This is a genomic window from Planktothricoides sp. SR001, assembly GCF_001276715.1.
In the GTDB taxonomy this organism is placed as follows: Bacteria; Cyanobacteriota; Cyanobacteriia; order Cyanobacteriales; family Laspinemataceae; genus Planktothricoides; species Planktothricoides raciborskii.
Map to the genome: position 1 here is coordinate 1 of NZ_LIUQ01000042.1, position 24,205 is coordinate 24,205.

At 44.0% G+C, this 24,205-nt stretch carries 20 protein-coding genes; 10 read left to right on the forward strand and 10 right to left on the reverse strand.

What is annotated here, in order from left to right:
* Window positions 1-101: 101 nt before the first annotated feature.
* Complete coding sequence (locus AM228_RS33190) at window positions 102-239, reverse strand: hypothetical protein (protein WP_156331944.1); 138 nt, start codon at window positions 237-239, stop codon at window positions 102-104.
* Between the two features lie 130 nt (window positions 240-369).
* Between AM228_RS33190 and AM228_RS20800 the strand changes: the two genes are divergently transcribed.
* Window positions 370-552 carry a hypothetical protein gene (locus tag AM228_RS20800; RefSeq protein WP_054468840.1) on the forward strand — a complete coding sequence of 61 codons (183 nt, stop codon included), beginning with the start codon at window positions 370-372 and terminating at the stop codon, window positions 550-552.
* Window positions 553-737: 185 nt separating this feature from the next.
* On the opposite strand, the gene AM228_RS20805 is transcribed toward AM228_RS20800, so the two are convergent.
* The 5 genes from AM228_RS20805 to AM228_RS20830 all read right to left on the reverse strand — a co-directional run bounded on the left by AM228_RS20805 (window position 738) and on the right by AM228_RS20830 (window position 8,598).
* Complete coding sequence (locus tag AM228_RS20805; protein ID WP_054468842.1) at window positions 738-1,205, reverse strand: DUF29 domain-containing protein; 468 nt, start codon at window positions 1,203-1,205, stop codon at window positions 738-740.
* Window positions 1,206-1,593: 388 nt separating this feature from the next.
* Window positions 1,594-2,424, reverse strand: coding sequence for a sulfotransferase (locus AM228_RS20810; protein WP_054468844.1), 831 nt, complete (start codon window positions 2,422-2,424; stop codon window positions 1,594-1,596).
* A gap of 330 nt (window positions 2,425-2,754) precedes the next feature.
* Complete coding sequence (locus tag AM228_RS20820) at window positions 2,755-4,422, reverse strand: DUF1565 domain-containing protein (RefSeq protein WP_054468848.1); 1,668 nt, start codon at window positions 4,420-4,422, stop codon at window positions 2,755-2,757.
* Window positions 4,423-5,362: 940 nt separating this feature from the next.
* Window positions 5,363-6,466 (reverse strand): type IV pilus twitching motility protein PilT, encoded by a 1,104-nt coding sequence (locus tag AM228_RS20825; RefSeq protein ID WP_054468850.1) that lies wholly within the window; start codon window positions 6,464-6,466, stop codon window positions 5,363-5,365.
* 113 nt (window positions 6,467-6,579) lie between these two features.
* Window positions 6,580-8,598 (reverse strand): GspE/PulE family protein, encoded by a 2,019-nt coding sequence (locus tag AM228_RS20830; protein ID WP_054468852.1) that lies wholly within the window; start codon window positions 8,596-8,598, stop codon window positions 6,580-6,582.
* 979 nt (window positions 8,599-9,577) lie between these two features.
* On the opposite strand from AM228_RS20830, the gene grpE reads away from it, so the two are divergent.
* The 5 genes from grpE to rsgA all read left to right on the forward strand — a co-directional run bounded on the left by grpE (window position 9,578) and on the right by rsgA (window position 15,400).
* On the forward strand, window positions 9,578-10,378 hold the full coding sequence (gene grpE / locus AM228_RS20835; protein WP_082348982.1) for a nucleotide exchange factor GrpE: 801 nt from the start codon (window positions 9,578-9,580) through the stop codon (window positions 10,376-10,378).
* Window positions 10,379-10,523: 145 nt separating this feature from the next.
* Window positions 10,524-12,428, forward strand: coding sequence for a molecular chaperone DnaK (dnaK, locus tag AM228_RS20840; protein WP_054468854.1), 1,905 nt, complete (start codon window positions 10,524-10,526; stop codon window positions 12,426-12,428).
* Between the two features lie 466 nt (window positions 12,429-12,894).
* Window positions 12,895-14,022 (forward strand): molecular chaperone DnaJ, encoded by a 1,128-nt coding sequence (dnaJ, locus tag AM228_RS20845; RefSeq protein ID WP_054468856.1) that lies wholly within the window; start codon window positions 12,895-12,897, stop codon window positions 14,020-14,022.
* Complete coding sequence (locus tag AM228_RS20850; RefSeq protein ID WP_054468858.1) at window positions 14,022-14,279, forward strand: sulfurtransferase TusA family protein; 258 nt, start codon at window positions 14,022-14,024, stop codon at window positions 14,277-14,279. Before dnaJ ends, AM228_RS20850 begins: the two co-directional genes overlap by 1 nt.
* Window positions 14,276-15,400 carry a small ribosomal subunit biogenesis GTPase RsgA gene (gene rsgA, locus AM228_RS20855; protein ID WP_369817784.1) on the forward strand — a complete coding sequence of 375 codons (1,125 nt, stop codon included), beginning with the start codon at window positions 14,276-14,278 and terminating at the stop codon, window positions 15,398-15,400. The genes AM228_RS20850 and rsgA overlap by 4 nt, the downstream gene beginning before the upstream one ends.
* 235 nt (window positions 15,401-15,635) lie before the next feature.
* Here rsgA and AM228_RS20860 read toward each other — a convergent pair whose 3' ends face one another.
* The 3 genes from AM228_RS20860 to AM228_RS20870 all read right to left on the reverse strand — a co-directional run bounded on the left by AM228_RS20860 (window position 15,636) and on the right by AM228_RS20870 (window position 19,242).
* Window positions 15,636-15,851 carry an HNH endonuclease gene (locus tag AM228_RS20860; RefSeq protein ID WP_082348983.1) on the reverse strand — a complete coding sequence of 72 codons (216 nt, stop codon included), beginning with the start codon at window positions 15,849-15,851 and terminating at the stop codon, window positions 15,636-15,638.
* Window positions 15,848-16,198 (reverse strand): hypothetical protein, encoded by a 351-nt coding sequence (locus AM228_RS20865; RefSeq protein WP_231636888.1) that lies wholly within the window; start codon window positions 16,196-16,198, stop codon window positions 15,848-15,850. The genes AM228_RS20860 and AM228_RS20865 overlap by 4 nt, the downstream gene beginning before the upstream one ends.
* A 68-nt stretch (window positions 16,199-16,266) precedes the next feature.
* Window positions 16,267-19,242: a type I restriction endonuclease subunit R gene (locus tag AM228_RS20870; RefSeq protein WP_054468862.1), complete on the reverse strand. Its 2,976-nt coding sequence runs from the start codon at window positions 19,240-19,242 to the stop codon at window positions 16,267-16,269.
* Window positions 19,243-19,878: 636 nt separating this feature from the next.
* On the opposite strand from AM228_RS20870, the gene AM228_RS20885 reads away from it, so the two are divergent.
* The 4 genes from AM228_RS20885 to AM228_RS20900 all read left to right on the forward strand — a co-directional run bounded on the left by AM228_RS20885 (window position 19,879) and on the right by AM228_RS20900 (window position 22,489).
* Window positions 19,879-20,448 (forward strand): hypothetical protein, encoded by a 570-nt coding sequence (locus AM228_RS20885; protein WP_054468869.1) that lies wholly within the window; start codon window positions 19,879-19,881, stop codon window positions 20,446-20,448.
* Between the two features lie 309 nt (window positions 20,449-20,757).
* Entirely contained in the window at window positions 20,758-20,967 is a 210-nt protein-coding gene (locus tag AM228_RS20890; protein ID WP_054468871.1) for a hypothetical protein, read from the forward strand.
* 1 nt (window position 20,968) lies between these two features.
* Window positions 20,969-21,403, forward strand: coding sequence for a hypothetical protein (locus tag AM228_RS20895; RefSeq protein ID WP_054468873.1), 435 nt, complete (start codon window positions 20,969-20,971; stop codon window positions 21,401-21,403).
* A gap of 192 nt (window positions 21,404-21,595) precedes the next feature.
* Window positions 21,596-22,489: a hypothetical protein gene (locus AM228_RS20900; protein WP_054468875.1), complete on the forward strand. Its 894-nt coding sequence runs from the start codon at window positions 21,596-21,598 to the stop codon at window positions 22,487-22,489.
* A gap of 158 nt (window positions 22,490-22,647) precedes the next feature.
* Here the strand turns inward: AM228_RS20900 and AM228_RS20905 are convergent, their stop codons facing one another.
* The gene (locus AM228_RS20905; protein ID WP_054468877.1) at window positions 22,648-23,961 is read right to left on the reverse strand and encodes a restriction endonuclease subunit S; all 1,314 of its coding nucleotides are present in this window, start codon (window positions 23,959-23,961) and stop codon (window positions 22,648-22,650) included.
* Window positions 23,962-24,205 lie beyond the last annotated feature (244 nt).

A 24,205-nucleotide genomic window follows, 5' to 3' on the forward strand; every position in this document is an offset into this window, starting at 1 on the left:
CTGTCCGGTTTTTATGGCTTATTTTAATTAGATTGGCAACGGGCTGGCAGGGGTATTGGTGACTATTTTATGTATGATATGTTGTCAATACGTTATATATTCTAAATAAGAAACCGGGTTTCTTGGTTAGCTGCGGGGAATAAGAAACCCGGTTTCTGGGTGGTCTGCGGGGAATAAGAAACCCGGTTTCTGGGTGGTCTGCGGGGACTAAGAAACCGGGTTTCTTGTTGGGATTCCACAGATAACTGTGATATGCCGAAAAGAAACCCGGTTTCTGGGTTAGCTGCGGGGATTAAGAAACCCGGTTTCTGGGTTATCTGCGAGGAATAAGAAACCGGGTTTCTTGTTGGGATTTAACAGTAGGGGCGAATGGCCATTCGCCCCTACATTTTCACCAAAGAAACCCGGTTTCTAGCTGGTCTGCGGGGAATAACAAACCGGGTTTCTGTCGTGAAACCTAAAGATAACTGTGATATGCCGAAAAGAAACCCGGTTTCTGGGTTAGCTGCGGGGATTAAGAAACCGGGTTTCTGGGTTAGCTGCGGGGATTAAGAAACCGGGTTTCTTGTTTGGATTTAACAGTAGGGGCGAATGGCCATTCGCCCCTACATTTTCACCAAAGAAACCCGGTTTCTGGGTGGTCTGCTTAGACTAAGAAACCGGGTTTCTTTTATGCCACCCACCGATAACCGTAATTTTCACCACAGAAACCCGGTTTCTGAACCTCCACCAACAACTCACTCATCAGCCGGTAAAAAATTAGGGTTAAGCACTTCTTCTTTACTAAAGGGAGACTCTGGAGGAAATATCTGGATGGATAAACCCGTTTCATCGGCGGCTAGTTCTCTCGCATCTTGATAGGATTCGTTAAAAATATCTTCAAAAAAACGATATAAACTCGGACTGGTTTTGAAAGTATCTCGGAGGCGTTGACGATGTTCTCGAATCGTGTAAAGCCAACTATTTGTGCGCTTTTGATTCTGATATTTATACTTGAGTAAGTGCATTAAAAGTATTTTTAAATTACTTTTTAAAGCATTTTTATCGCTTCTCCCCATACTTTCCAATTCCTCAAGCAAGTTTTCTAAATCGATTTCGGCAAAATTTCCCTCTTTTAATAAGTTGATATTTGTCTGTAGCCACAGATAAAAATCTTGTTCATAAAGGGATGTTGTTGCCGTTGTGATTGATTGGATAGCTGTCATTTATTTTGACTCCCTTTCTTTTCTTCCATGATAGATTTCCCGAAAAGAAACCCGCTTTCTTATTTCTGGGCAGGAGGAAGCCCCTCACCGGGGCTCCCCGAAGTGAGTTTGGAAACGAGTTAGGGATTTTACCTGGCCCGGAGAGCGTAGGGGCTTTTTGCTCTTACTTTCTTCGCCACTCCGGGCCGGGTACTCCCAGGTATCGTTTGGGCTTGTTGGATGTTTTTCCAGCCCCAATAAACCTGAATTATTTTGCTACTTATATCTTATCCATTTATTAACAGATTGTCAAGTTTTTTTAGAATAGATTTTACCACAAAGACACAAAGGACACAAAGAGATATTATTCGTGTTCTTTGTGTCTTTGTGGTTTTTATTTAACCCGTGGCTAATTCTTCGGTTTGGCAACAATTAAGTTAGCCCTGGTGGGGCTGGGTTGTTCCCAAAAAGATAAGCTGTTGTAGCGTTCAAACAAATCGGGCGGTAATATGGTTTGTCTCGGTTGAAATGCTACTTTTTGCCGTACTTTATGCAGCCCTTTGGTATTCAGATTCAGGTCAAATTCTGGCTCGTCATATTCGATGTTTTCAAAGTCGTGTTTGAACGGTGTTTCCCCAAGAAATTGATAAATTAAGGAGATGGTTTGCTGGGGTCCTTTGGCCAAGAGGTCGTAATCAACTATGAGTAGTTTATGGCTATTTTCGCTGTAAAATGCTTCTTTGACAGCACTGTAGGCAAATCCGACTAATCTGCCGCCCTGACTTAGGGCTTCTGTTCTACTATATACGGTAGCTCTTTCTCCCAGATTATTAAATAGGCGAGAAACGTCAAAGGCGTTGCGGCGAATTAGTCTTTCGATGCTGTCCATCACCCAGGCGATATTTCTGACACAGCAGATAATTTTAGCTTCGGGAAATAGTTCGTTAATTAAGCTTAATTTCGCACACCATAAGCGATTTGTGTCAAAAATTACGGCTTTGTCCGCTTGCGGCTGATAATAAGTGTTAAATATGCTGTGGATCAGTTGCCGTTTCTGTTCTTCGGATATGAATACGGAATATTCGTTTTGATCGCTCATTGCTGCCAGCATTTGCTCGACTAATCCCCCTACGGGGCTGGTCATTCCCGCATGAAATCGAGGATTTTGCCGGAGAATGGCACCGAGTAAGGTGGAACCCGATCGCGGTAAACCAGATATAAAATGAATTTTGTTCTGCATTCTTCAGGTGAAGTAAAAGTAAAAGTAAAAGTAAAAGTAGGATGGGCATTGCTACCCGCATTCCTGCCCCTATTAATGTACACAATGAGAGAGGCGGAGGGGCGGAAGGGCGGAGGGGCGGAGGGGCGGAGGACTAAGAAACCGGGTTTCTTGTTTGCTTAAAACAGATAACTGTAATTTTCACCAAGGAAACCCGGTTTCTGGGTTATCTGCGAGGACTAATGAGAAAGAACCCAGGGATGCGATCGCCTGGGTTCTAGTTTTAATCATCTGAGTAGTAAAGTGGGCAAAATATTGCCCACCATACGAATAACTACAAATAACTGAAGATTATGGAGTGGCAACGACATAAGGAGAAGGAATAACTTCCGCTTGTCCGGCATTAACCAGTGCTTGATAAACAAAGGCAGCGACTTCAGCGCGAGTGGCTTGTTGGTTGGGATTGAATTGACTCAGGTTGGGATAGTTGACTACCAATTGACTGGCCGTTGCAGAGGCGATCGCATTTTTCGCATAATCAGGAATTTGCGCGGCATCAGAATACCGAGAAAGCAGACTCTGACTGGCTTCAGGCAATCCTAAACCACTGGTCAACGCTACCAAAGCTTGCACCTTGGGAATTTCTTGATTGGGGCGGAAAATATCCCCAGGATAACCAGCCAAGAAGCCACCGCGATAGGCGGTTTGAATCGCATCAGCCCCCCAGAAAGTGCTGACCACATCGGCAAACACCTTATTAATCCGAACGGGTTTGGGAGCAAAAGCTTTATTCACGATCGCCGCAAACTGAGCACGAGTCACGGGTTCATTGGGGCGATAAGTACCATCGGGGAAACCAGAAATCACCCCCCGTTTGGCCAAAGCGGTAATATAAGATTGCGCCCAGTGACCTTGCACATCAGAAAAGGCAACTTGAACATCGGCGGGAACAAAGTTGACATTCCCTTGAATCCCATTGGGGTTGATATCATTACCGATCGCCAACAGCAAATTCGAGGTGCTATTCAACACATCAGAACTGCCATTACTGCGAATGCGATTATTTCCCTGGTCATTCACGGTGCCTAAATTCGGATTCGCGGTGCCAATGACCACCACCCCACCAGCCAAATTATTTTCAATCACATTATTGCGGAGAATTGGCGTAGCGGAATTAGACACCACAATACCCGCCTTATTTTTAAACACACCATTGTTACTCACCAAGGGGGCGGAAGTATCACTAATCGCCATCCCATATCCAGTTTCTTGGAAAGTATTATCGCGAATCACACCCTTAGCCGCACGAGCCACAGAAATTCCGTTGGCATCATTTTTAATAAAAAGGTTACTAGAAATCGTGGGTTGTGCATTGCCCGTGACAAAAATACCTTCTCGCAAACTATTAGCAAAAGTATTGTTGGCAATGGTAGGTTTGCCTTGTTCAATCCACAGTCCCGTCCCACGAGATAGGGTATTCGTAATCGTCACCCCTTCCACGATCGCCTCATCTAAAGCCACAACAGTCACGTTTTGACGGGCAAAGGAAGCACTCACATGAGAACCGCCCCCAACAATCATCACCCCTTGACCCTTACTGGAAGTCTTACCCCGCAATGTCACCTTAGAGGGAATATTCAGGGGGAAATTTTCCCCAGTTTCTGCACTGTAAGTGCCGTCAGCCAGTTGAATAATCGTCCCCGCCTTTGCTTGTTGTAGCGCATAAGAAATAGTGCGATAAGCGGTGGCTTCACTCAACCCTGCCCCAGGGCGATCGCTGCCTTGCGCCGAGTTCACATAGATTACAGTTTGCTCAGTTGTGGCTTGGGCTGTGGCTTGGGCGATCAGGCCGAGATTGGTTTGCGCTTTCGCTGCCATTGGTCTAAACGTCGCACCGCTGCCACAGAGCAGTAAAGCAGCCAAACTCGCAGCCAGAGTCATATTACCAAATTGACGACCTTGAGAGAAAGCGTTGCCAGAGAAAGAAGAAACTTGATTAGATTGGTTAGAGAATTTCATGGTGGTTTTCCTTTGCGTTCAACAATTTAAATCTAATTGTTGTTTGTAGAGAGTTGTTTGGGATTTGTGTCGCTTTTCCAACTGGATCGGTTCCGGTCACTGTTCCTAAATTGTTGAAGCCGTGGATTGGCAGACGCTTGACCAACTGGCTGACAATCTAGGAAAAAAACCACCATTGGATCGGATTAGCCCGGTAGTTGGCGATCGCGCCAATACTGGGAATCAATGGGGCTGATTCATTGTCAACAAAAATGAACCAAAAAAACTTCGTTCATCTCAGGGGGAGCGATCGTTAGAACCTTTTAGAATTTAAAATAGTCTAAATCCAAATTGAGCCCTAATTTTTTTGCCTGCCAAAAAAATCCGCCATCAATTATAATCCAATGAAAATCACATTGATGGCGGAAATTTACCCGCTTAAATTTTCGCTAAATTCTGGATAATTGAGGATAACAGCGATCGAACAAATTTGATTAAACCTTTGATGAAAATCAATCAAAGGTTTAATCAATATTCATTCAATTACCAGTGTTAGGGATATTTAGGACAACTTCTCTTCCCTGTTCCCTATTCCCTGTTCCCTATTCCCTATTAGGGTCGGATGTTTAACCAGCGAAAAAACCAGTGAATTTGACTAAACTACTTGAACCATAAAATTTAAGCCAAATTAATATCAGACATTTGCGCTCAACAATCTTTTCCCTTGGTTTAATAGAATTTTATTATACCAATGTTAGGGATATTTAGGACAACTTCTCTTCCCTGTTCCCTATTCCCTGTTCCCTATTCCCTAAAAAAATAACCGTCCTAACCAACTCGTTTCTTGCTATAGTAAAGAGATTGGAGATTTTCCTGGCTATCTGATATGATCATTTGCATATTTTCACTGGGAAATTTCCAATCTCACTCTTCGCATTCAAGTTGGTGAAATCACCGATTTCTAATTTTTCTGGGCTCCAGTCAACTCTGGATTAGGCCCAATCAATCGTACCAATTCATCGGGCACCACCGCTTTACCCATCGCATCACTCCAGCTAACTTTGCCATCTTTGTAATGTTTAGCCAAAGCCATTTCCATTGTCTGCATTCCTAATTTCATGCCGGTTTGGATCATCGAATAAATCTGACTAAACTTACCTTCTTTAATCAGGTTGCTGATAGCTGCCGTATTCACCAGAATTTCCTGGGCACAGACCCGACCGCCGCCAATTTTCTGCACCAAGTTTTGGCTACAAATCCCTTGCAAAGAGTTACCCAACTGAGCTTGCATCGCCGGTTTAATTTGAGGCGGAAACACCTCAAGCATCCGGGTGACAGTACCCGCAGCGGAGTTGGTATGCAAAGTTCCCATCACCAAGTGACCCGTTTCTGCCGCAGAACAAGCCAGAGAAATCGTCTCCAAGTCCCGCATTTCGCCCACGACAATAATATCTGGGTCTTGACGGAGTGCTCCTTTCAGAGCATTGGTAAAACTCTTCGTGTCTTCACCTTTTTGGCGTTGGTGAAACAAGCTATTGATATTTGGGTAAACATACTCAATCGGTTCTTCCACCGTGAGAATATGTTCTGAACGAGTGCGGTTAACCAAATCCAGCAGAGCCGCTAAAGTCGTCGTTTTCCCAGAACCCGTTTGTCCCGTCACCAACACCATCCCCCGAGGACGGTGAGTCAGATCCCGGAGAATTTGTGGCACCCCCAGTTTGTCCGCATTGGGAATTTTCGCCCCCAACGCTCGCATACAAGCCGCCCAGCAGCCTCGTTCTCGGTAAACATTCAGCCGGAAACGAGCTAATCCTTTCACCCCATAGGCGCTGTCTAAATCCCAGTTTTGTTCTAATTCTTTCCGTTGCTGGTTGTTCAGCATCTGGAAGATTAAAGCCTGCGACTCTTCTGGTGCTAGGGTTTCACCAAATTGAGGCTGAGGGGTTAATTTACCACTAATTCGGAAGTAGATCGGTGCTCCCGCTTGGATGTGGATATCGGAACCCCCTGACTCGATCAAGGCTTCCAGAACATCTTCAATGACTAAACCTTGTGGTGGCATTGTTGTTTATCCCCCAATTACCGCTATTTATCTATATTATCTAGCGAAATTTTGCTTGATTGTGAATAGGATGGCATGAAGGTAAGCGTCAATTTTCCGACTAACTTTCATCTTTAATCTTTAAAGCGAGGGGTCATGCAGTAGGGACAATCTAACCATTCTGGCTGTAAACCCGCCCCACAACCCTGACAGGTCAGACCTGTTTTCCGCTTGGCTTTGAGTTCCGCCTCTAAGCCCGTATCGGTAAAAGTCACCCGGTCTACTTCTTCAAAAGTTGTATGGCCTTCCCGCACGAGATTGAGGCTATAGGGCAGTAGGGATACCATCCCTTCTTGGACTGCTCTTTCTTTAATCAAAGCGGTCGGAGCCCGTTGAGTGATTAAGGCCGAGATTTCATCACTGTTTTTCAGCACTTCATAGACGCCAACCCGACCTTTGTAGCCACCACCGCGACATTTGGGACAAAGGGTGCCCGCTTCTTCGGCGGCTTTTCGATCGCTCGGAGCAATAAAATTGGCTTTGTGGAATATCACCCCGGATTCTTTGGCGGCGGATAAACCATATCGAGCCAAATCTTCTGGGCTGGGTTGATAGGGAACTTTGCAATTGCTGCAAACCCGACGCATTAAGCGCTGTGCGGAAATGCCAATCAGCGCCCCTGCCACCATGAAGGGTTCAATGCCCATTTCATCTAAACGGGCGATCGCTCCTGCGGCGTCGTTAGTATGCAGAGTGGTTAACACTAAGTGGCCGGTTAACGCCGCTTCCATAGCTGCTTTGGCCGTTTCATGGTCCCGCGTTTCCCCCACCAGAATAATATCCGGGTCTTGGCGCATAAACGCCCGCAACAGCGCGTTAAAATCCAAACCCTTCGCCCGAATCACCTGACATTGGGTAATCCCCGGCAACGCATACTCAATCGGGTCTTCTGCCGTGGAAATATTCACCTCTGGGGAGTTGCGTTCCGCTAACACCGAATACAAAGAGGTGGACTTCCCAGAACCCGTCGGCCCCGTCACCAAAATCATGCCAAAAGGACGACTGGCGAACTCCCGCACTTTGGCCAAAGCTTCCGGATCGCTGATTAACATATCCAAACCGAGTTGGGTGGAGGAGTTATCCAAAATCCGCATACAGATTTTTTCCCCAAATCGGCTGGGCAGAACATTCACCCGGAAATCCACCGTGCGTCCCTGAAAGATCCGGCGGATCCGACCGTCTTGAGCATTCCGGCGTTCGGCAATGTCCAGGTCGGCAATAATTTTAAAGCGAGCCACCAAGGGGTTGACCACTTTTGAGGGCAGCCTATAGATTTCTTGGAGTACCCCGTCTTTCCGCATCCGGATCCGGAGAAATTCTTCTTGGGGTTCGACGTGGATGTCCGATACCCCATCGCTCAAGGCTTTAGCCAGGATTTGGTTCACGGTCTTCACAATCGGCGCTGACTCGGCTGCGTGCAGAGACTTGTTGAGGTCCATGTCATCTTGATCCTCAGCGTCAGCTTCCTGAATATCCACATCGGCGAAGGCATTCGGATCGACGGTGAGATCGACTTGGTTGGCTTTATCTTGCGCCTGCTTTTTCCGGGCGGCTTCTTCCTGCGCTTTTTCTTCTATGTATTGATTCAGGAAGTGTTGATAATCTTCGAGGGTAATTACCCGACGCTGGAATCCCAGGGAATGGGATTTCAAGATTCGGTTGAGGTCATCCTGTGCATCCAACTTGTCTGGATCGACCATCCCTACGACCAAAGCTGCGGGATTCGTTTCGGTTTTATATAGCGGCAGAATGCGATGGAGGCGACAGGTTTCAATGGGCAGCAAATTGTCAATCAGATCAATTAGCTGTTCTTGGCTAATTTCGGTTAGTTCGGGATCGAAGGCTTCGATCGCATAAATCAGCTTCAGTTCAAAGAGTTGCTGCACTTTGTACTGGCGCAGTAATTCCGGGGGCAGTGGTTTGTCTGTCAGTTCTTGGAGAACTTCTAGCAGGGGCTTTTTCATGTCCCGGCTTTGTTTAATTGCTTCTTTCATCTGGTTATGATCCACATAACCGGATGAAAGAAGCTTATTCCCAAAGGGAGAAAAATTACTTTGGACGACAAGAGCCTGTCGTTGGGATGCGTAAGTCATAATTGCTCAAGCAAATATAGGATAGTGAACGATCAATTTTGGTAAAGTCCTAAGCAAAGGATTTCCTCTTTAATTAGGACTTTGAGGGCAACGCTTCGCGGCAGCTTGTGACGACATTGGCCTTTTGGCAGAAATTTATTAACCTCCTGGGATTTTTGAGTAGGGATCTTGGAGGGCGGGCAAAAATAAGACCGCATCGAGCTTACTAATCTTACTAATTTTTAATATGGCAATCATTAATCCGATCGCTCCAACTGATTAAGGATTTGCACTGATGGTTAAGGATGCTAATCAAAAGCTCTAATCCCAAAAGGCTTTATGGGTTATGTGAGAAATTCTATGAGTCTCAACGAGAGCCTGTCCATCACGAAATCGCCACATTTTATCATGTGCGATCGCAGTCAGCATTTTACCCATAGAAGCAAAAAATACCCAACCCCACACCAGCACAAACCGATTTGCTGCCAAAACATCTGGACATCAACTTCACTATAGCCTGATTTCACAAAAACCCTAATCTTCCTAAAGATTTGACTCTTTTATATTATTGCTAGTTTGCAACAAGTTATATATGATGGTTAATCATGGTTAATCATGGCTTATGACTAATAATTGCTTATTATTTATTGGTGATTTACTCTCAGTCATTAGTCATTAGTCATTAGTCATTAGTCATTCATATCTATGATATGCTTTACACCGATATGCTTACACCCAAAACGAGGGCAGGCGGCGGACAAAAAACATCCAAAAAGTGATTTTTGGTCAGCCTTACCTCGAGTCTACGAACCGAAAAACCTCTCTCCTCTACAGATCAGTCGATCCAGTGAGTAAAAAATCTCGCGGAACGCGATATGATCCTAAATGCTAGGGCCGAGCGGATGAAACTAGGCACATCCTTCAGCCCCATAGATACAATCGTAAGAAATCTTAGAATCAGCCTGGGAACGCAATTTTGAGCAACGGGAAATAGCCAATCATGATCGAAGAGGACAAGCAGCAAGAAAATCTGGACAATCAACAGGATGACTCTTTAGAACAGTCATCGAACCAGAGTGATGCGACCTCGGTTGAAGCACCAACTACCTCTACCGAGGCCAAACAAGCGCCCTCAGTTCCAGACCAGGATCTTTCTGAAGAAGAAGAATTTGACACGGACGATGGAAATCAAGGCCGGACGGTTTCGGCGGCAGAAATGGCCGCCGCAGTGGCGAGGGCCGCAGAACAAGCGGCTGCCGTAGAAAGCTTGATGATGTCTAACCAGGCATACCAGGCCCAAATTGAAGAGCTTAAAGGACAAGTTGAAGAACTGAAAGCTCAATATGCCCGGTTAGGTGCCGATTTTGATAATTTCCGCAAGCGGACCGAAAAAGAAAAAGAAGAACTCGACCTTCTGTCTAAATGTGCGACGATCCGCGAACTGTTGCCCGTGATCGATAATTTTGAACGGGCGCGATCGCAGATCAAGCCTCAAAATGATGCGGAAATGAACATTCACAAAAGCTATCAAAGTGTTTACAAACAAATGGTAGATGCGCTGAAAAAACTCGGCGTTTCTCCCATGCGTCCCGAAGGACAAGAGTTTGATCCGAATCTGCACGAGGCCATTATGCGAGAAACAACGGATCAATATCCGGAAGGCACCGTGGTTGAAGAACTGATGCGCGGTTATGTTCTGGATTCGCGGATTTTGCGCCATGCAATGGTGAAAGTGGCGGTGGCACCAGAACCGGTGGCAGCCGCAGAGGAAAATCCAGAAACTCCAGTAACCGAAAACTGAAGCAAGAGCGGCGAAAGACCGGGAGAATAGCTGGATTATCTCCAGGTCTTTCGCGCTGGGGATTTAAGACCTAACAAGACTTCTGGCTATGTCGGAAGTCTTGGATTGAAACAAGCATCAAATTTGAGACCACCGCCGAATCACTATGGGAAAAGTCATTGGCATCGACCTGGGTACTACCAATAGTTGCGTGTCCGTACTAGAAGGGGGCAAACCGATTGTGATTCCCAACTCGGAGGGGGGACGAACCACTCCTTCGATTGTGGGATTTGGGAAAAGTGGCAGTCGATTAATTGGTCATCTGGCCAAGCGGCAGGCCGTCACCAATGCGGAAAATACGGTTTATAGTATTAAACGATTTATTGGTCGCCGGTGGGATGATACGGAAGAGGAGCGATCGCGGGTTCCCTACCGCTGCGTGAAAGGGAAAGATGACACTGTAGATGTAGAAATTCGCGGGACTCAATACACTCCCCAAGAAATTTCCTCGATTATTCTGCAAAAACTCAAGCAAGAAGCGGAAAATTATTTGGGAGAAGAGGTGACTCAAGCGGTGATTACGGTGCCCGCTTATTTCACCGACGCCCAACGCCACGCAACTAAAGACGCAGGGACGATCGCCGGTCTGGAAGTGCTGCGAATCATTAATGAACCTACCGCTGCGGCCTTGTCTTATGGCTTGGATAAACAAGACCAAGATTTGAAAATTTTAGTCTTTGACCTGGGGGGTGGCACTTTCGATGTCTCCATTCTGCAACTGGGAGACGGCATTTTTGAAGTTAAATCCACCGCAGGCAATAACCATCTGGGGGGAGATGACTTTGATACTTGTTTGATGAATTGGGTGGTGGAACAATTCCGGGTGGAAGAAGGAATTGACCTGTCCGTGGATAAAATGGCGATGCAGCGAATTCGCGAAGCGGCGGAACAAGCCAAAATTGAATTATCCAGTCACGAAACTACATCCATTAATTTGCCCTTTATTGCCGCTGATGATATGGGGCCGAAAAATTTGGATATGGAACTGACTCGGACTAAGTTTGAAGAACTGGTGACCCATCTGGTGCAAAGCACGATGGAACCTGTGGCCCAAGCGATCAAAGATGCCGGGTTAAAACCCGATGATATTAGTCGGATTGTTTTAGTGGGTGGTTCAACGCGAATCCCCGCTGTCCAAGCCCGGATTCAAGAATATTTTGGCGACAGAGAACCCGATCGCACGGTGAATCCTGATGAGGCAGTGGCGATCGGTGCCGCCATTCAAGGGGCGGTGTTAAGCGGTGAAGTCAGTGATGTGTTGCTGTTGGATGTGATCCCCTTATCCTTTGGCTTGGAAACCTTGGGGGGAGTCTTTACAAAAATTATTGAACGTAACACCACCATCCCCACCAGTCGCAGTCAAGCGTTTTCCACCGCTGTCGATAACCAAACCAGCGTGGAAATCCATGTGCTCCAAGGGGAACGGGCAATGGCACAAGATAATAAAAGCCTGGGTAAGTTTATCCTCGGTGATATTCCCCCCGCCCCTAAAGGGATACCCCAAATTGAGGTGTCCTTTGACATTGATGCTAATGGCATTTTGAATGTGGTGGCGGAGGATAAAACCAGTGGCAAAGCCCAAAGCATTCAAATTACCAATACTGGGGGCTTGAGTAACACGGAAATCGAGAAGATGCGCCAAGATGCGGAAGCGTTTGCTGACCAAGATAAGCTGCGCCGACAAATTGCGGAGGCAAAAAGTGAGGCGATCAGTTTATTTAATAATTTAGATTCGACGGTGAAAGATAAGGTCAAATTGCTGAGTAAAGAGCTAAAACTTGATATTAAGCAAAAAGCCGCCAGTCTGAAAGAGGCGATCGCCGATCCGAAAGTCACCCTCGAAGATTTACGAGAAAAAATCTCCGCTTTTCAACAAACAATGTTTTCCGTGGGCATAGAAGTGTACAGCAAGGAAACTTCCCTATCCCCGGAAAACCCAGAAACCGTCAATTCTAAAACAGAAGCTGAGGATTCTGAACCAGCCGCCGCTTTAGAACCATCGGTAAATTAGCAGTTTTTTGCCGAAAAATATCCGTAAAATTGCATTTTTACAGATATTTTTTGGCGTATTTTATTAAGTTTTCATCCAGATAAAACCACTACACAAACAACCTAAATTAACCAAAGATATATAATCATATATATATTTGATTATATATATGATTATATATATGATAAAAACTATGGCAAAATATAGTCAAAGAAAATATCATAAAAAACAGGTATAGTCTGGTTAAGAAAATATTGCTCGGATAGCTGGAGGAATTGAGAGAATCTTTTCAGGATATCCTGGAGAAGTAAAGTTGACAGCTTGACCAGAGGCTGGTTATACTATATCGAATGTAAAGTCTTTCGTCAGCCGCCCGCTTTCACGCATAAGGGGCATCTCGCCCCCAATGTTAGGTAGCTGACCAGCTAATGTCAATAATTCATCCCAATCATGGGACAAAAGATATCACTCATACCAGAAGCGCTTTATGGCCACCGATTATTATGAAATCCTAGGTGTCTCTCGCAATGCGGATAAAGAAGAAATTAAACGAGCTTATCGCCGGTTAGCACGGAAATATCACCCAGACGTAAACAAAGAAGAGGGCGCAGAGGAACGGTTCAAAGAAATTAATCGAGCCTATGAAGTCCTCTCGGAACCAGAAGTCCGCGCTCGCTATGACCGCTTTGGCGAAGCCGGAGTCTCTGGCGCTGCTGCCGCTGGTGCGGGAATGGGAGACTTTGGCGATAGTTTTGCGGATATCTTTGAAAGCGTTTTCGGTGGCTTTGGCGGTTTTGGTGGAGCCACTCAAACTCGTCCCCGACGCACCGGCCCCACTCGTGGGGATGATTTACGCCTGGATTTGAAGTTAGAGTTTCGGGAAGCAATTTTTGGGGGCGAAAAAGAAATTCGCATCAGCCACCTGGAAACTTGCAAGACTTGCGCTGGGACAGGAGCCAAACCAGGCACCCGACCGACTACCTGTAGCACTTGTAGCGGATCCGGTCAAGTGCGACGGGCCACCCGGACTCCTTTTGGCAGCTTTACTCAAGTTTCGGTCTGTCCAACTTGTAATGGCACAGGTCAAATGATTGAAAGTAAGTGCCAAGACTGTAGTGGTGCAGGTCATAAACAAGAAACGAAAAAACTCAAAATCAATATTCCGGCTGGGGTCGATAATGGCACTCGCTTAAGAGTCTCTGGAGAAGGGGATGCGGGTAAGCAAGGCGGTCCTTCGGGAGATTTGTATGTTTACTTGTTTGTCAATGAGGACTCCGTATTTAATCGCGAAGGGATTAATATTCTTTCCGAGGTGAAGATTAATTATCTCCAAGCGATTTTAGGCTGTCAGATTGATGTGGATACGGTGGATGGACCGACAGAGTTCACTATTGACCCTGGGACTCAACCGAATAAGGTGTTAACCCTGCCGGGCAAAGGGGTGCCTCGGTTGGGCAATCCGGTGAGCCGAGGGGATCATTTAATTACGGTACTCGTTGAGATTCCGGAAAAAGTCTCGGCTGATGAGCGAAAACATCTCGAAGAGTTAGCCAAACTCAAGGGGGCTCGCATTGGCAAGGGTGGTAAAGATGGATTTTTGGGTCTGTTTAAGTGATGGGTGATTCAGCTTTATCCACTCCTGATGCTCAAATTGACCTGCGGGGGACACCTTGTCCCCTGAATTTCGTGCGAACGAAACTCCGTTTACAGCCAATGCAACCAGGGCAGTTGTTGGAGGTTTGGTTGGACCCAGGAGAACCAATTGAGCAGGTGCCCGATAGTTTGGTGATGGAAGGTCACGAGGTTGAAAGTATTTGCGATCGCGGTGGCTTTTTTGCCCTGATGGTTCGTCGAGGCCCGATATCCCGATGAGTTTGATGGTGCAACAGCAGCAAAATTCCCCCGGTAAGGATGAGGGTCAACGAGAGTTGACCCCGACGGGGACGGTTTTGGCGGTGCAAGCTAATTATTATCAGGTGCAGTTGGATCCGCTGCCTGGGGCAGAAACTACGGATTTGCCACGGTCTTTGCTCTGTACCCGGCGATCGCTGCTGAAAAAGCTGGGTCAGCAAGTGATGGTGGGCGATCGCGTGGTGGTGGAGCAACCGGACTGGGAAGGAGGACGAGGGGCTATTAGTCAGGTTTTTCCCCGTGAGAGTGAACTGGATCGTCCCCCGGTAGCCAATGCCAATCAAATTTTATTAGTTTTTGCTTTAGAAGAACCTACTCTAGACCCCCATCAGTTGAGTCGCTTTTTAATTAAAGCGGAATCTACGGGTTTAGAGGTTTGTTTATGTTTGAATAAAAGTGATTTGGTTTCCGAGGCAGAACGCGGCAACTATCAGGAACGTTTGCAGCAGTGGGGTTATGATCCTCTGTTTATTAGCGTGCAAAATCGGTTAAATATTGAGGCGGTTCACCGGAAGCTTACGGGGAAAATGACGGTGATTTCTGGGCCGTCCGGTGTGGGCAAGTCTAGTTTAATTAATTTGTTGATTCCTAACGTTGATTTGCGGGTGGCGAAGGTTTCGGGGAAATTGGGGCGGGGTCGTCATACGACTCGTCATGTGGAGTTGTTTGAGTTACCCAATGGGGGACTTTTGGCGGATACTCCGGGTTTTAATCAGCCGGATATTGATTTTACGCCCCAGGAGTTGGGTCAGTTGTTCCCAGAAGTGCGGCAAAGGTTGGCAGCAGATCAATGTCAGTTTAGTGATTGTTTGCACCAGGATGAGCCTAATTGTATGGTACGGGGAGATTGGGAGCGTTATGATTATTATCGGGAGTTTTTGTTAGAGGCGATCGCTTATCAAGAGTCGCTCCAAAATCAGAGTAATACAGAATCTAGCCTGAAGGTGAAAACTAAGGGTTCTGGTTATCAGGAATATGAGCCTAAGTTGGAGTCTAAGAAATATCGGCGGATGTCTCGACGTTTGCAGCATCAAACGTTACAAGATTTGTATGCAGATTTGGACGGGGAAGAGGAAATTTAGCGGGCTATTTTTTCAGATTGGCAAAATAATTTTTCGCCGCTTCAGACAAAGAGAAAACCTTTTTGGAGTCTGAAGTGTTTTTGTGGTGAAAATAAAAAAATAACTGCGATCGCTTATGAAATCTCCCCTCTATTTCACTCCTTAATTCTTAACCAAAATTTTTTTAAAAAAGTCTTGACAATGGGCGATCGCTTACGGTACAATAAAATCAAATTAAAATGTTATAATGGGAATATTATGCGCCCATATATATAAGAGGGAAAAGAGCCTCCTTAAATTCCCTTCTTGAATTATTCTCATCCGTCTCACCCCCGTGCTTTTTGGCGACGACATGGTCAATTTCATGGGGAAAAAAGACCACAAAGGCAGGAATTAGACAATACTCACATCGATAATTGGCTCGTTCTTCAACCAGACGGCGAAGTGTGGTTGGGATATAGGTTGAACTCATGGCGTAGTAGATAAATAAGGTAGGCAACCAGCTTTGAGCATAATGACTAAATGTTCGATATTTTCATACTCATCAAGTTCTCTTTGTTCGGCATCAGTCAGTTCCCCAGCGTGACTACGGTTGAGCAAAAGCCGCAGACGTTCTTGCATTTCGGGGGTAGGACTGAAAGCGGCAATTTGTTCTGGTGTGGGGTTGCTGGCTAGAAAATCTAGAATATATCGGTAGATGTGGGCTGGTAATGCGGGCTGATCGAGACTTAGGGTCAGTAATTCTGGTAGGCGATCGCCCATTTGAGTAATTTTTGCAGCAAGCTTTTCGGGAATTTCAATGGTGATTTGTGGCATCATTAGACCTCACTGATTATCCATTCTATTCATCCATTCTATTATATTAGAAATCCAGAAAGCCGGTTTGTTCAAGAAACCGGCTTTCTCTTCTGTCCCAGATTAGCACGTTCCAAGAATCGGTTAAATAAAGCACCGAGTAAAAATGCCCTGAATTCTTGATTATCATTAAATTTTTTATATAACTCAAAATGAGAGTCGATCGCCTCTTGGATTAGTTCTTTGGCTTGGTGATCAAATTCTAATTTAATATTTGTCCGGTCATTGACGGTTATGCTGGTTTGCAGGGTTCGATCTAACGTGGTTTCCATTTGTTCAAGAAATACTCGCTCATTTTCCGTGAAATTTGTGCCAAATTGTTGGTTAATGTCTTGGATGATTTGGGAGAGAGTGGCAATTTCTTCTTTAGCAATTTTCGGAGTTTTACCGTGAGAATTGCTGGGATTTTCTGTAACTTCTTGTTTTAGGTCAATTTGACCCTGATAGGTTTGTTTGATGCGATATGATTCCAGTTCAATATTCTGCTGTATGTCTAAGGGTAGGGTAGTTTTGGCAAGGGGTAATAGACGGATTAAATAGCGATAAAAATGATATAATTTTTCTAATTCGGGGTCGGGGCTGGGCAACAGTTGGGAGAGAAAACGATAGAGGTTAATAAATTCTTTGAGTTGGCGATAAAATTTAAGCTGGGTTTCTGCGGGGGCTTGTTTGTAGCGATCGCACGTTGGGGTCAGTACCGCATACAGTTTTGCTTGACTGCCCTGGGTGTTAAAATAAATTTGGGCGAATTGTTCTATTTCTCTGGGTTGATAAAAGTGGTAGTTATCCAGTTTTATTTGCAGATCATATAATATGTTGGGGTCGGTGGCTTCGGTTAATAAGGTGCGATCGTAATAAGGGGCAAAAGCTTTCTGGATATCATCCGCTTCGTTGGCAAAATCCAGGACAAATACTGACTCTTTGCCCGGATAAATGCGATTCAGCCGCGAGAGGGTTTGTACGGCAATTAATCCCGCGATTTTTTTATCTACATACATGGCAACTAGGAGGGGTTGATCGAAGCCAGTTTGGAATTTATTCGCCACAATTAAAAAGCGATATTTATCTTGTTTAAAGGTTTCAGCGGTGGCACTTTCTGATATTTTTGTCCCTGCTGAGGCGGTATTCATGCTGGTTTCGGTAAATTCTGCCCCATCATTGACTTTTCCGGTGAAGGCAACTAAGGATTGATAGGGTAATTGTTTGGCGCGTAAATAGTCATCTAATGCTAGTTTGTATCTGACCGCATGGAGTCGGGAACGGGTGACAATCATGGCTTTGGCTTTGCCGTTGAGTTGCTGGGCAATATGGTCGTGAAAATGTTCGATCATAATCGCCACTTTCTGTTTAATGGTATGTTCGTGGAGTTCCACAAAGTTACGCAGGAGAGAGGCGGCTTTTTGGCGATCGTATTTGGGGTCAGATTCAATTGTTTTTAATAGTTTAAAATAACTCTGATATGTGGTATAATTAGCTAAGACATCGAGAATAAATCCTTCTTCGATCGCCTGTTTCATAGAATAAAGGCTAAATGGCACAAAACTGCCGTCCGGTTGTTGGCTGCCAAACAGTTCTAAAGTCTCTTTTTTTGGGGTAGCGGTAAAGGCAAAATAACTCAGGTTTTGAATAAAACCGCGTTTTCTGGCTTCCTCCGTAATCCGATCTTCGATATCGTGTTCGGGGCTGCTATCCTCTTTTTCGGCGGCTTCCAGGGTGGTAGCTGATAAAACACTTTTGAGGTTTTGGCTACTTTCTCCACTTTGGGAAGAATGGGCTTCATCGATGATAACGGCAAATTTTTTGCCGCATAGGGCTTGAATTTGATCGACGATTACCCCAAATTTTTGTAGGGTGGTGACAATAATATTTTTGCCGGACTCTAGGGCATCTTTTAGTTGTTTGGCGGTTTGATCGATATTTTCCACTACTCCAGTGGTTTGCTGAAATTGACCGATCGCATTTTGCAATTGTCTATCGATAACCCGGCGATCGCTTACCACAATTACCGAATCAAATACGCGGTTATTATTAGCATCATGGAGGTTAGAAAATCCGTGGGCTAACCAGGCGATCGTGTTGCTTTTGCCGCTGCCTGCGCTATGTTGAATTAGGTAACGTTTCCCGGTTCCGTGAACTTTGGCATCTGCCAGCAAGCGTCTGACCGTATCCAGTTGGTGATAGCGGGGAAAAATTAGTTTTTTGCTGGCGGATTTCTGGTCGGTTGCTTCTTCTTTAACCAGAGTCATAAAATTTTGGATTAAATCGAGGATACTATTTTTTTCCCAGATAGTTTCCCACAGATATTCGCTGGGATAACCGGACTTATCGGAATTTTTTGGGGGGTTTCCGGCGCCTTCGTCTTGACCTTGGTTAAAAGGGAGAAAATAAGTATCAGTTCCTTTTAGTTGCGTGGTCATATAGACCAGGTTGGGGTCAAGGGCAAAATGAGATAAGCAAACCCCAAATTTAAATAGGGTTTCGTGGGGTTTGCGGTCATTTTTGTATTGTTTAATGGCATTTTCAACGGTTTGCCCATTTAAGGGGTTTTTCAGTTCAGCGGTAAAGATGGGTAAGCCATTTAAAAATAGGGTGAGGTCAAGGCTTTGTTTCGGGTTTTTGTCGCTGTAGTAAAGTTGGCGAATCACCGTAAAAATATTAGATTGATAGAGTTTTTGAGTTTCTGGGTTTAGGTTGTTTGCAGGTTGGAAATAAGTTAGTTTAAATTGGCAGCCATTGACTTTAAGACCCTTACGGAAAACTTCTAAAGTGGTGTGATTTTGGATGAAATTGGCAAGACGTTTAAGCAGTTTTGTTTCTGCATCTTCTCCATAGTGGGATTTAAATTTATCCCATTCCTGGGGTTGGGTGGTTTGGATGAAGGAAAGCACATCTTGGGGAATCAGGCAATGGGTTTTATCAAAGTCTTTAGAGTGGCGTTTTTGATAGCCGCTATTTAGTAGGCTTTGTTCTATGGTGGCTTCAAAGTTTTTCTCGGAAATGTCAATCATGGTTGATTTTATTTTTAGGGTTGGTCTTGGTGTTTTTCTGTGTTTTTGTGGTTTTTTTTCACCACGAAGGCACAAAGGACACAAAGGGATTATGCTTAAGTCATGTACTATTTATATGATAACATACAAGCTCGACTCGTTGCCAGATGTAGGGTGGGCAAATTATATGAATATTTGGGATAAATCATTAATTTTTGGGTAGGTATTCTTTTGCCCACCCTACGGGTAAATCAAAAGCCCCCCTTAAAAAGGGGGGTTGGGGGGATCGATCCGCTATGAAAGCAAGAGGTGTAATGAATCAACCACAGAGACACAGAGGTACACAGAGGAATTACAAAAGTGAGATGCACCCTTGCCAATAAACCAAAAAGTTATAAGATTTAATTATCAATAAAAAAATACTAAAGTAGGTGAACATAATTAATTGCACTTTTCGTTCCCCGCCGATAGGCTGTGGATTCCCGCCGGAGTTTACCCCCGCGAAGGCGTGGGGCGGGAATGACAGTTTTTCTCCCGATCTGGTCTGTGGTGCATTTATTTCTGCCCACCTACTTAATAAATAAAAAAATGGTATCATTATAATAATTTTTGCATTAATAAAATATAATTTTTTTAACTGTTTAAGGATAAAGAGTAATGACACAAATTGGTTCCTATCTGGTGCCAGTCCGAATTCAAGGTGCAGAGATTGAAAAGGCTATCATTGCCCCTGCAACAGTGGATGATCTGCCTTATGATTGGACTTGTAATTGGCCAGAGTTATGGAAAAAAACTGACTTTGATTTGCAAAATATTGTGAAATTGGTGTATAACCAGCAACTCTGGGGATTAGTTAAATATGGTTTATATCCCTATCCTGGGCAACCAGAAATTTTAGAAATTGAAAATTTAGAAGCTAATCCAATTAGTACAGGTCAGCAAGCGAAACGACTGATTTCACCGATTGGCAAATGGTTAATCTGGTATGGGGTTCAAGTGGGTTTGCGAAATTGTTCAGCATTAGGAAGTAATCCCCTAGTTGTGTTAATTGCCTTAGATTCAGCTTTCGACTATTACAGAGATATAATAGGGATGGAGTATGTAGGGCCAATGACGATCGCCCCAGGAGAAGATGGATATGCCTTTAAATTCAACAGAGAAAACGCCGTCGCTTTCTGCACAAGACAAGAAAGAGAATGGGGAAAAGCAACACCTTTTGAATGCTGAACAAGTCCGAGTGGGAACCAATGTAATAATGAGTCATGCAGAAAGGCAGAAATTTTGGCAAAATTCTGACCAAGCTGAGTTATTAGGTTTTAAAGATTGGTAATTCTGGTGATATCTCTGTTTCTGTGTCTCTGTGGTGGAAATAAATGAATCAACCACAGAGACACAAAGGACACAGAGGTAAATGTCGGGTGGGCAAATCCTATGATTATTCGGGATAAATTATTAAATTTTGATAATTTGCCCACCCTACGGGTAACTAAAGCTATCGATCGTGGTAAAATAGAAACGTGAATTCAAGGTGATTTTATGTCAAATCCTGAATTGTTAGAGCAACTGCGGCAGTTATCCGATGCCGATCAAGTGGAAATTATTCAAATTTTAACTGCTGAATTAGCCAAAAGAAAAGGATTAGAATCATTAGATAATGAAGTGGCTTATCGTCTGTGGTCGCCTTATGATTATAGTGATGCTGCTCAAAAGTTAATGAGTCTATTAGAACAAGAGAAGAAAAAATAAAATGCGAAATTCTCAACGATTTCCTTTTATCGAACGAAGGAATAAAGCAGGACAAACCAATTTTTTTCCTTGTGTGCCTATTACTTTAGGTTATCGAGATTCTGTTTGGGAATTTTTTGCTTTATTAGATACGGGATCGAGTCTGAATGTTTTACCATATAATGTGGGTTTAGAGTTAGGAGCCGTTTGGGAAGAGCAAACCCTTTCAATTGCCTTAGCGGGTAATCTTGCCCCTGTAGAAGCAAGGGGTTTGGCTGTGGTGGGTCAAATTGGTGATTTTCCACCTATTTCTTTGGCTTTTGCTTGGGCTAAATCTAACGATCCGCCGATTATTTTAGGTCAGTTAAACTTTTTTATGGAGTTTGATGTCTGCTTTTATGGTTGGCAGTTAGCATTTGAATTGTCTCCGAAAATGTCGCGTGGGCAAATTATATGAATATGTGGGATAAATTATTAAGTTTTGATAGTTGGCCCACCCTAAGACTAACTATAAGTCGCGGAAGGTGGGTTACGGCGGATAAAAATATTGTGATGTTTTCCGAAAATTTTAGGCCGCCTAACCCACCCTACGAATAAATAATAATGATAGAATTAATGATGATTTTACTATTTTAATCTATCTCAGCCAGTGACTCGTTTTATCCATGACCAATTTGCCAAAGATTATCTAGAAGAATTACTCACTCCCTACGGAACTATTCAGTCCCCGCGTCGGGTTGCCGGAGAAGTTAGACAAGTTGATTTATGGTTTTCGCCTAAATCAGAATTCACATTGCCCCCAGACTCGTTGGGAATTTTAGCCCGCGCGATCGCTACTCCGGCAATTTTTGAACCATTTCGTAACCCGGTGACTGCCGATGAAATTTCTGATTGTCTGTTAAAGTTATTGGAAATTCGGGGGGAATTGCAACGAGAGGCTAACCGCAACCGGGGTAGTATTGCGGAAGAAGGGAAACCGAAATTATGGATTCTTACTCCAACGGCGTCGGAAAACCTGTTGCAAGAATTTGGTGCTACCCTAGATTTAGAATATTGGCCAATGGGGGTTTACTTTCTGCCGCCGCAATTGCGAACTGTAATTGTGGTGATTCACCAATTACCCCGGAATTTGGACACCCTTTGGTTGCGGGTTTTAGGGCGGGGTAAAGTTCAGGCGCAAGCTATTAATGAAATCGAACAGCTTCCCCCAGATAATCCTTTTCGGGCCAATGCGTTTATTCTGTTAAATCGACTAAAGGCCGATTTAGAATCTAAACAAAGTAGTAGTTTGGAGGATAGAGAATTAATTATGCGCTTATCTCCTCTTTTCGATCAACAGTTAGAATCCGCAAAACTGTCGGGTTTGCAACAAGGAGAACGTTTGGTTGTTGAGAATTTATTGAGGTTTCGTTTTGGGGCAGTTGACCCAGAATTAACCTTGATTATTGACTCGGTATTGAGTTTACCACCGTCAGAGTTTACTCCCTTGTTGATGCAGTTATCTCGTGAGGAGTTAATCGATCGCTTTCGTAATAATGATTAATTAGATTGCGAGCGCTTTTTCCCCGGATATTTTGGGATAAATTATTAATTTTTGGGTAGGGATTCTTTTGCCCACCGGACGAATATCTTTGTGTTCTTTGTGTCTTTGTGGTTTTTTTCACCACGAAGACACGAAGGACACTAAGAAATGGCGGATCCCTAAATCTCCTCTCGAATGTCGATTTTCCCGGTGACGGCAGCAGAAATTAGGGCGGTGCGATATTCTTTGAGTTTTTCTATGCTGGTTTTGGTTTTTTCGATTAGGGTGTCAATTTTCGCGGTTTCTTGGTCTAGGAAATTGATAATATCTTTTTGTTCATTAACAGGAGGAATCAAAACCTTTATTTTTTTTATCACTCCTTCACTTAGATTCATTTGACTGTTAAGATTTCCATTATCTCTTATATACTGGTAAGCATTTACAAAAAAGTAGAATAAAAACTTTACTTGAATATTTTTAAAATCTGACATGGCAACACAAGCTTGATTAAAAGCAGCCATAACAGATAGTAAGGCTACTCGCCCTCTTGTTACCCCTTGACCATACATAGCCATCAATAGCGAACCAGGTTGTGCTAATTTAGCTGATGAATTTTTTAAGCCATGTTCAGTTATATATTCTTCAGTTTTGGTGATTTCATTATAGTTAATTTCTCCGGTTTTTACCCAAGGAATATTTCCATCCCAATACTCTATTTTATTTCTATCGGGAGTTCCTCCAGATGTAAGATTACAACTATAACCAAGTGCAGCAAATTTCCAATGTTTTGGAATTTGTCCCAACCACGAAATGCCAGAATCTTTCATCGGGATATCGGGGTTTAGTCCTTTGGTGACAGCATGACTAATTAGGGCAGTGCGCTTTTCTTGGAGAAGTTCAATAAATCGCTCTTTTTTGGCGATGAGTTTGTCAAGTTTGGTGGTTTCGCGATCGAGGAAATGCGCGATCGATTTTTGTTCGGAGAGAGGTGGTAAAATAGTCAATAAGCTTCCTATTTGATCAACATTTAGATTCATTTGAGTATTTAAGGTTGCTGTTTTAAGCAAGTCTGGCCTCATGGCCAAAAAATTGTAATACAGATAATTAAGATTATTTTTATTTTCAGGAACAAAACCAACTATACTATCTGGAAAACAAGCCGCAAAATCTAAAATAGCAATATCACCAATGTTTGCAGCAATTGTCATAATAAGAGTCCCTTTGGGAAACTCTTTACTTACAGCAAAGCCCAAATCATTCAGTGTTTGTTTGTGAGTCGTAATATATTTATTAGCGGCTGCTACATCACCTGTTTGAATAAAAGGATAAGACCCATCATAAAAACGAGGATCGTTACGAGGTCTATGAGTAAATTTTCCTCTCAGTATTTGACATACATATTTTAACTTCTTCACCTCCCAATGCTTTGGAATTTCTCCCAACCACTCAACCCCAGAATCCTTATACTCTGGATAACGCTGCCAATTTTTCATACCTTTAACCTGCGATATTTTAATTGTGCGTAGGGGCAATCCGTTGGGTCGTTGCCCCGATACGGAAAACCCCTATTTTATTCGATGATATATTGTACTGCGATCGCACCAACCGCCGGGGGTTAAAACGATGGCGGTCTCATAGCGAAAGTCGGATAAATCCTACTAATTATAGCGATCGGTTAAAAATTTCAGTCGGTTTTAACCGACTTGGGCTATTAGCCGGCGGATTATTTGACCGGCG